An 8,872-nucleotide genomic window follows, 5' to 3' on the forward strand; every position below is an offset into this window, starting at 1 on the left:
AACTAAGCGGGTAAAGCTATAAAAAAGGGTAATGAAATCCAACTTAGCCTAAGCATTGTGGCATATATGCCTTAACAAAAATAATCTCATTTGTAATTATGTTTGTTATAAACACATTATTTTAACACTTAGTATGTAACGTGTAAGATTACTTGCGTATTTTTTGGGTAGGTTGTTTTTCGAGGTCAAACAAATCATTTAAGACATCAATTAATGATTCGGCATCCCCTCTTTTGCAGGCTGCCTTGAGCTGTAACACTGGAAGCTTGATAATTTTTTGCATGAGGCTTTTGGTGATTTTTTCCAGTTTGTCCGACTCATTTTGAGTAAGGTCTTTCATATAACGTTCAAGCTCTTCCTGGCGAATTTGCTCAAGCGACATTTTTATTTTTTTAATAGTGGGCGACACTTCCATTTCTTTTGACCACTCGCCAAACTCGGCTATTGCTTCATTAACAATCGCCTTTACATCAGGAATTGCCTGAAGGCGACGCTCAAGTGCCTTAGACGCTTTATTGTTGATATCATCAATATTGTATACCACCATTCCCGCCAGATCTTCTATTACTGGCTCTACGCTTCGAGGCACGGCAAGATCTATAAAATACTTAAACGAGTGTAGGTCTTGCTGGCTCAAACTATCTTTAGTAATAAAGGGTTCGTTAAGGGCTACCGAAGAAATGACAATGTCTGCTTCCAGAATGGCTTGCCTTACATTTTCAAACGGTATTACCTTTGCGCCACACTCCGCAGCAAGTTTTTCGGCTTTTGCCAAGGTACGGTTACATATCGTAATGTCATTGATAAAGCTGCCTTCCAACGACCGGCTCACATCGGTACCTATTTCGCCTACACCTAATACCAACACTTTAGGGTCACGAATGTCATTGGCAAGGTCTTCTATCAATTCTACTGAAGCATAAGAAGTGGAGGCTGCCCCACTGCGAAAATTTGTTTCTTGTACTACTCGCTTATTGGTAAAGAAAATAGTGTGCAACAAACGGTGCAGAAACGGTCCGGCTGTACCTATATCGGCTGCCCACTGGTAAGCATTTTTTACTTGATTAGAGATTTGCATATCACCTACTACTTGAGACTCTAGCCCCATTGCTACACTAAATAAGTGATGTACTGCTTCTTGCGAATTATTAAGGAGGGTAAAGTATTCAGTGTAGTTTTGAATATGCGGAATATTCTTTAAAACGCCCAGTTGTTGAATTACTTCGGCAGAATAATCCTGTGACGAGGTATAGTACACTTCGGTACGGTTACAGGTAGACAGTACCAACATATCGGTCATGTCTTCCAACTCTCTAAGTTCACGCAACAAAGCCTTGCAATCATTTTCATTTAATGACAAAGCTTCACGAATATTGATTGGAGTGTTTTTGTATGATAATGTAACAGATTTGAAGTTGTTATACATATGAGCCGCACGATTATTTTTCACAAAAGTAATATCTAATTTTTCAACATAGAAAGTAACAGAGCCACACCCTACTAATTTAGATAGATTCCAAATAAGGGCTTGTGTTTTTTAGTCTTTAAGTTTGACTTATTAAAGATGCTGCAAGGAAGCCAATTCCCTCTGATAAGAAAATGATATATGTCAATTTTCCTTGGTTTAACACCCTGAAAAGGCTTTAAGTTTGTTCATTATGTACGATTTTATTACATCACCTGGTAGTACTTACCCAATTAATTGTCCTTTTGACTGGACACCTGGCAATGTGAATATTCACATGCCCAAGTCTTTTTATTAGCTTTAATTTTGTATTTTATATTTACTATACCATTTTAGTTTTGATATTTGCAGGCTCGACTCTTTCTTGAAAAGCACACAGAGGTTTTATGGATATATACAACAACAAATCGAAGTTTAAGGTTGGAATAGTAGCTATTGCTTTGCTGCTTGCCGGGGTGTCATTATACTATACCAACACATTGGTAAAAAAACTTGAACAACGAGAGAAAAGGTTGATTGACTTGTATGCCAAAGGGCTGGAGTTTGCTGTAGATGAAAAAGTAGGTGATGAGCTGACATTTTTGATGCAAGAAATAGTGGGCGCCAATAACTCGGTTCCTATGATTTTGACTGATGAGAAAGGTAAAATCATCAATTCACGTAACATAAAATTACCCAGCGAGCAAAATGGCTCCATCGAAGAACCCCAAAAGCTACTATCAGTAGGCGAAGCACAAAAGATTGTGGAGCAAGAGGAAAAGATTCTTCAAAAAGAGCTTGCCATTATGAGGGAAGAAAACCTACCTATAGTAGTCTCATTTTTGGGCGAAAAAAACTACATCTATTATCGAAACTCTGACCTGTTAGAACAACTCCGTTACTATCCTTATGTGCAGTTTGTTGTCATTGTTATCTTTGGTTTGCTTACCTATATGGCATTTAACTATTCACGTCGTGCCGAACAAAACCGGATTTGGGTAGGGCTTGCCAAAGAAACTGCCCACCAACTGGGCACACCTATTTCGTCGCTCATGGCTTGGGTAGAATACTTGCGTCTGGATGACACCGCTGACCCAATAGTAGCCGATGAACTCGAAAAAGATGTGCAACGTTTACAAATGGTTACGGCGCGTTTTTCAAGTATAGGCTCTGAGCCTACCCTCCAGCCAGAAAATATCTCAGCAGTAGTGCAAGGTTTTATGAACTACCTGCAAAGGCGTATTTCCAGTCAAGTAAAGGTGAGAGTAAAGGATTGGCTTCCTCCCGAAAAAATGGTCAACATGAACCGTTATTTGTTTGAGTGGGTCATAGAAAACATTTGTAAAAATGCGGTAGATGCCATGGCAGGCCGTGGAGAACTACGTTTGCGCTTACGCGAAATCCCAGAAGGAGATGTAGTAATTGACATTACCGACACGGGCAAAGGAATGAACAAACAGCAGGTAAAGCAAGTGTTTAATCCTGGTTTTACTACCAAAAAACGCGGCTGGGGGCTGGGACTGACGCTTGCCAAACGAATTATTGAAGAATACCACAAAGGGCGTATTTTTATCAAAACCTCAGAGGTTGACAAAGGCACTACTTTTAGTATCATTCTGAAAGAAGGAATACCTGAAGAGGCATAAACTTACTTTTAACTACGCTTTTTGTAAACAATTGAAAATCAATGTGATACAAAAAGCGTAGATACTTGTGGAACAGGGTATACCTAGAACCTTGTCGGGGCTTTTAACTTATTTTCAATATAATTTTACCTACATTTTTGTTGGCTTCCATATAACGATGTGCTTCAGCAACCTCTGTCCAGTCAAACACCGAATCAATAACAGGTGCTATTTTACCTTGGGTTATTAATGGAATAGCAAACTCAGCCAAGTCTTGAGTAAGCTTTATTTGATAGTCTTGGCTACGTGCTCTTAAGGTAGACCCCATCACTGACAAACGTTTACGCAACATTTTGGCAAGGTTAAACGCTGACACTTTAGTTCCCCCCATTAAGGCTAATATCACCATACGCCCGTCTACTGCCAAGGCTTCTATGTTTTGATGGAAATATGGTGCAGCAATAAAATCAATGACTACATCAACCCCTTTGCCTTGGGTAAAATCAAGGGTACGCTGCTGAAAATCCTCCGTTTTGTAATCGATGGCCAACTCTGCTCCCAAGTCGAGGCAGGTTTGGTGTTTGCCCGCTGAGGCAGTCACCACCACCTTGGCTCCCATTGCTTTGGCAAGTTGAATGGCTGCAGTACCTACCCCACTGGCGCCTGCGTGTACCAGCACCGTCTCGTTGGGTTGAACACGGGCAAGCCAGCATAACGCCTGAAATGCCGTCAGAAATACTTCTGGAATAGCCACCGCTTGCTCAAAGGTAAAACCCTGGGGCAAAGGCATGGCCATATCTTCATGAATAACAGCATACTCAGCATAGCCCCCTCCTGGCACCAAACCAAACACTTGATCGCCTGTTTTCCAACGACTTATGGCACTTCCTACCTCTACTACCTCTCCGGCAAGCTCAAGTCCTAAGATAGGGCTGGCTCCAGCTGGTGGTGGATACACTCCTTTGCGCTGGAGCGTATCGGCACGATTGAGTGCCGACGCATGAACTTTTACTAATACTTCATTTTTTGCCGGGATTGGCTTGTCCCACTCTCCCAACCTAAGTTGTTCGGGACCACCAAATTCTTTGATAACTACAGCTTTCATTTTTATTTTATCTAAATCGTAAAATTCATAGAATACCAAGCAAATCCACTCTGGATATTCGCAATCTAAGGTAGTTTTAACATATATTTGAACAAAATCTGTGAATAGTTTTCGCTGCTCACCTTGTGGTGGTCAAATACCAACGCAGGGGGTGGCTTTACTGCATTTTTTTATTACCAAAATACTAAACAACTGATTTTCAGGCAATATAAATGCATAACATCCTCTCTTATAAACACTTGATGAATGGTTCCTCAAATTTTTAAAAACTTGCTACAACTGGTTGGTGGTGGTACTATGATAGTGGTGATAATTGCCATTATCCTTTATTTACTTCAGGTTATTCCCACCGAAGCAGTGACAAGTTTTATTGTCTGGACACTAGGCAGTGCCAGCGCAGGGACTTTACTAGGGCTAGTATATTCTCATATATTCAATAAATAATTATCATATAACAATGAAACAACTATTCTTACAAACCTTTTTCTGCTTAAGCTACTTTTGCTTATCAGGTGTTTATGAAAGGGCAATGGCTCAAAAAAAACTGAGCATTGATCAAATCATGGAGGGAGAAAAATTTATTGGCTATGCTCCCTCAAGAATATTTTGGGCAGAAGATGGCAGCAAGGTTTACTTTCGCTGGAACCCTAAACAAGCTCCACAAGGAGCACTGTATGGGGTAAAAATACGTGATGGGAAAGTAGTGGGTACGCCTGAAAAAATAAGCAAAAATGAACTAGCCAATATGCCAGGCAGATTTGGCAGTTATAACAAAGCTCGCACCCAAAAAGTGTATACTCAAAACGGGGATGTTTATTGGTATAAAAACGGCAAAATACGCCAAATCACCCATACTACAGCACAAGAAAGTAACGTGAGTTTTTCGGGGGATGAAAAAAGCTTAATTTACCAACAAGGGAATAATTTATTTGAATGGAGCCTGGATGATGGTAGTCTTAAACAACTGACTAACTTTAAGTCGGGTAATCCCAAACGTAACAAAAAAACCAATAAGCAAGACCAATGGCTGAAAGACCAACAAATGGTGCTGATGGATGTCTTGAAAAAACGCCAAAAAGAACAAGCTTTTAGGAAAAGAAACCGACGAACTCCCCGTCCCAAACGCCCCAAGACAATTTACCTCAAGGGCAAATACGTGAACAGTTTACAACTAAGCCCCAATAAGGACTTTGTTACTTTTAGGCTATCAAGTTATCCTGACCGCAAGCGTACCAGTGTCATGCAATTTATTACCAAATCGGGTTATACCAACCCGGTAAACCAACGCCCCAAAGTGGGTAGCCCCCAAACAAGTTATGCGTTTGGTATATTTGACTTGAAGGCAAACAAAGTAAAAATGGTCGATTTTGACCAATTACCAGGTATCTACGACTTACCTGCTTATTATAAAGAGTACGGCCGAAAACCTGACAAGAAAAAAGCCCGAAAAGTAATTCCACACTCACCTATTTGGTCGGCAGATGGTAAAAAGGCGGTAATGGTCATTCGTTCGCAAGACTCTAAAGACCGCTGGATTGTACTTTTAGACGCCAGCACTGGTAAACTTAAACTCCTCAATCGCCAACGCAACGAAGCTTGGATAGGCGGTCCAGGAATTAGCTGGAATTTTTTTATGGGCAATGTAGGCTGGATGCCTGATAACCAACGGGTATATTTTCAATCAGAAAAAACGGGCTACTCACATTTGTACACAGTCAATGTAAACAATGGCAAAACCAAGGCATTGACCCAAGGAAAATTTGAAGTGACAGAAGCCTGGATTTCGAGGGATAAAAAATGGTGGTATTTACGTACCAACGAGGTGCACCCAGGGGTCTACCAGGTTTACAAAATGCCCTTAAAAGGGGGAAAACGCACCCAAATTACTACCAAAACCGGGTTCAACAATGTAACCCTTTCGCCCGATGAAACACAAGCAGCTGTGTTATACTCTAACACCAACACCCCGCCCGAACTCTATCTTATGCCCAATAAAGCAGGCGCACCAGCAGTAAAAATCACTGATTCACGCACTACTGCCTTTAAACAATATTCTTGGCTTGCTCCTGAGATCATTAGTTTTAAAGCCCGTGACGGAGCTACTGTATATGCTAGAGTATACCGTCCCAAAAACTCTCCTAAACAAGGTAAGGCAGCTATTTTTGTGCATGGAGCAGGGTATTTACAAAACGCCCATAAAGGCTGGAGCACCTATGACAGAGAGTACATGTTTCATAATTTTTTGGTGCAAAATGGCTATACTGTCATGGATATAGACTACCGGGGAAGTAGGGGCTATGGCAGAGACTGGCGCACGGGTATTTATCGGCACATGGGCGGTAAAGACTTGACTGACAATGTAGATGGGGCTAAGGTATTGGTTGACCGTTATAACATTGACCCTAATAAAATCGGGATTTACGGAGGGTCTTATGGTGGGTTTATTACACTGATGGCAATGTTTACCACTCCTGATGTATTCAAAGCAGGTGCTGCATTAAGGTCCGTTACTGACTGGGCGCATTACAATCACCCTTATACCAACAATATACTCAACACTCCGGTGCTCGACAGCATTGCTTATGCCCGAAGTTCCCCCATTTATTTTGCTGAAGGGCTCAAGGGAGCCTTGTTGATGTGTCACGGAATGATTGATTACAATGTGCAATTTCAAGACATTGTACGCTTGAGCCAACGTTTGATAGAGCTAAGAAAAGAGCGCTGGGAATTGGCGGTTTACCCTATAGAACGCCACAGTTTTGTAGAACCTACCAGTTGGGCAGACGAGTATAAACGCATTTTTAAGCTGTTTGAGGAAAACCTGAAGTAAGAACTTGTTTTTAAACTGTTTTGGCTAGGGCAACTATCTCCAAACTGCCCACTTAAACTGCCTTACAACCTCTACATTTATATGCTTATACTTTTAAGTTTGTAAAGTAGAGGTTTTAATCAGGTTTTTAGACAATGTCTATTTCTATACAAGCGGCAGCGGAACTTCCTTAATACCATACTCTTCTAACACTTGTTGTTGGCTCAACTCTTCAGGCTCGCCATTGGCACCGGTGCGACAAAACCGGGTATAACTTAACCAATGTTTATTTCTTACAATGTTGGCAAGCTCAAGATCGGTCAAACCAGTGTAGGCAAAAGCAAACCTATCGATGCCCTCAATTATAGGTTTACCATAACTTCGCGCAATTCGATTACAATCTGAGTACATGGCTGCCATACAAGTTTTGGCGTTGTAGTTGTCCAAAGAAAACATAATAAAACGTTGGGCTATAGCCTCACCACTCAACCCCAATGTTGGTAAACGATGAATAGTTTCAGCCGCCTGAATAAGGCTCAGCCGATTGTCTGACGCTTTCACTCCTGGTTCTATATAACCTCGCGACGACCATACATGATCGCTTATAAAGCGTAGTTTGCCACTGTATCGCTCATTCAGCTTTTGTTGCAAAGCCTTGTACACCCGGTTTTGCCTACCCAAAAACAACACAACCTCTTGTTTGTCAATACTTTGCTGAAGCTTGCCTAGGCGCGCTTGTTTACGCTCTTCAATGCTTTTGTCCAGTCCACGATATTTAAAAGCTTTGCTTTTGACTATTTTTTTGAGGCGTTCTTGGTCTCCTTCCTGGCCTGATGCCTTAAGTAGCTTTACCAAATACCCCTCTTCAGGCTTAAGCCACAAATGATCTAAACCTTGTTGGTCAAGTTTACCTGTGGCAAGATCTACCCATTCGTTGGGCAATGTTTTTCGCCCGTTTTCACGGATGAGATAGGTTTTGAGATATTCTTCGCAGGTGAGTAGATTCTGTTTTTTATCTGGCAATAGCTCGAAGTGATATTCGAGTTCTTTGAGCGAATACCGAAGGGCAGGTAAGTATTTCCACTGTTGGGCTTGATGCCACTGCCATACCTGTGCTTGGATTTTGGGTTGCAAAGCAAATACTTCTTGTAATTTTTTTTTGATCTGTTGCATACAGTAAATATGGGACATTCATTGGAATTGAAACGTTTTTGTGTTGTTCAACGAATAGACAACTGCAAGGTTGGTAAAGCTCACAAGACCTTGCTAAGAACTGATTATATGCTATACCTGTCTACAATTGTCATGAAAAATATTTATAAAATAAGGCTGTTTATACTTTTATGTCTGGGCATATTTTTATGTGTCGCTTGTCTGAGTAGCTGTACTAATAAATCAGACGAAGAAACAGGCTGTGTAATGCCTGACTTACGTCCACTTAGCTTAGACTCATTGAATACCTGCAAAACACCGATTGTCATTGATGTAAACTTACCCGAAAACGAGTATACCATTATACAAACACAAGAAAGATTCAATGAACTGGTCACTCCATCGCAGTGTTTTACTCCTATAGATTTTTCAAAATATGAACTAGTAATTGGCAAAAAACAACTAAGCAGTAATCTGGCTGACTTGGGTTATGAGCTTGCCCAAAGTTGTGAATCTAACCTGCTCAATATTACCCTTAAAAAAGGGCGATTGACCATAGCACCTATTGTGGTATACCACTTGCTCATTCCTAAATCGAACATACCCCCTACGGTGAAGGTAGAAGTCACAGATTTTTGACTACTCCCCAAGCTAAAGCAAAGGGGATTCTCACCCAACGCATAACCCAATGGTTCACGTTAACGGATAGAGGCAAAAGCCCTTGCCTCAATATTTTT

General features: G+C 41.0%; 7 protein-coding genes. 4 read left to right on the forward strand and 3 right to left on the reverse strand.

Translation table 11 applies throughout. The annotated features are described in order from the left end of the window. Window positions 1–148: 148 nt before the first annotated feature. A complete protein-coding gene (gene hemA, locus Q0954_RS17980) occupies window positions 149–1,426 on the reverse strand; it encodes a glutamyl-tRNA reductase (RefSeq protein ID WP_299458928.1) in 1,278 nt (425 codons plus the stop codon). 425 nt (window positions 1,427–1,851) lie between these two features. Here hemA and Q0954_RS17985 point away from each other — a divergent pair, with 425 nt between their 5' ends. Then, window positions 1,852–3,090 carry an ATP-binding protein gene (locus Q0954_RS17985; RefSeq protein WP_299458917.1) on the forward strand — a complete coding sequence of 413 codons (1,239 nt, stop codon included), beginning with the start codon at window positions 1,852–1,854 and terminating at the stop codon, window positions 3,088–3,090. A gap of 103 nt (window positions 3,091–3,193) precedes the next feature. Here Q0954_RS17985 and Q0954_RS17990 read toward each other — a convergent pair whose 3' ends face one another. Beyond that, on the reverse strand, window positions 3,194–4,174 hold the full coding sequence (locus Q0954_RS17990; protein WP_299458919.1) for an NAD(P)H-quinone oxidoreductase: 981 nt from the start codon (window positions 4,172–4,174) through the stop codon (window positions 3,194–3,196). A gap of 246 nt (window positions 4,175–4,420) precedes the next feature. On the opposite strand from Q0954_RS17990, the gene Q0954_RS17995 reads away from it, so the two are divergent. Both Q0954_RS17995 and Q0954_RS18000 read left to right on the forward strand, forming a co-directional pair. Continuing rightward, complete coding sequence (locus tag Q0954_RS17995; RefSeq protein ID WP_299458921.1) at window positions 4,421–4,618, forward strand: hypothetical protein; 198 nt, start codon at window positions 4,421–4,423, stop codon at window positions 4,616–4,618. A gap of 13 nt (window positions 4,619–4,631) precedes the next feature. Then, on the forward strand, window positions 4,632–7,004 hold the full coding sequence (locus Q0954_RS18000; RefSeq protein WP_299458923.1) for a prolyl oligopeptidase family serine peptidase: 2,373 nt from the start codon (window positions 4,632–4,634) through the stop codon (window positions 7,002–7,004). Between the two features lie 144 nt (window positions 7,005–7,148). Here the strand turns inward: Q0954_RS18000 and Q0954_RS18005 are convergent, their stop codons facing one another. Further along, window positions 7,149–8,156, reverse strand: a complete 1,008-nt coding sequence (locus Q0954_RS18005; protein ID WP_299458925.1) for a hypothetical protein — start codon at window positions 8,154–8,156, stop codon at window positions 7,149–7,151. Window positions 8,157–8,288: 132 nt separating this feature from the next. Between Q0954_RS18005 and Q0954_RS18010 the strand changes: the two genes are divergently transcribed. Continuing rightward, window positions 8,289–8,774 (forward strand): hypothetical protein, encoded by a 486-nt coding sequence (locus Q0954_RS18010; protein ID WP_299458927.1) that lies wholly within the window; start codon window positions 8,289–8,291, stop codon window positions 8,772–8,774. The last annotated feature ends 98 nt before the right edge of the window (window positions 8,775–8,872 follow it).

This window comes from uncultured Microscilla sp., assembly GCF_947493425.1.
Lineage (GTDB): Bacteria > Bacteroidota > Bacteroidia > Cytophagales > Microscillaceae > Microscilla.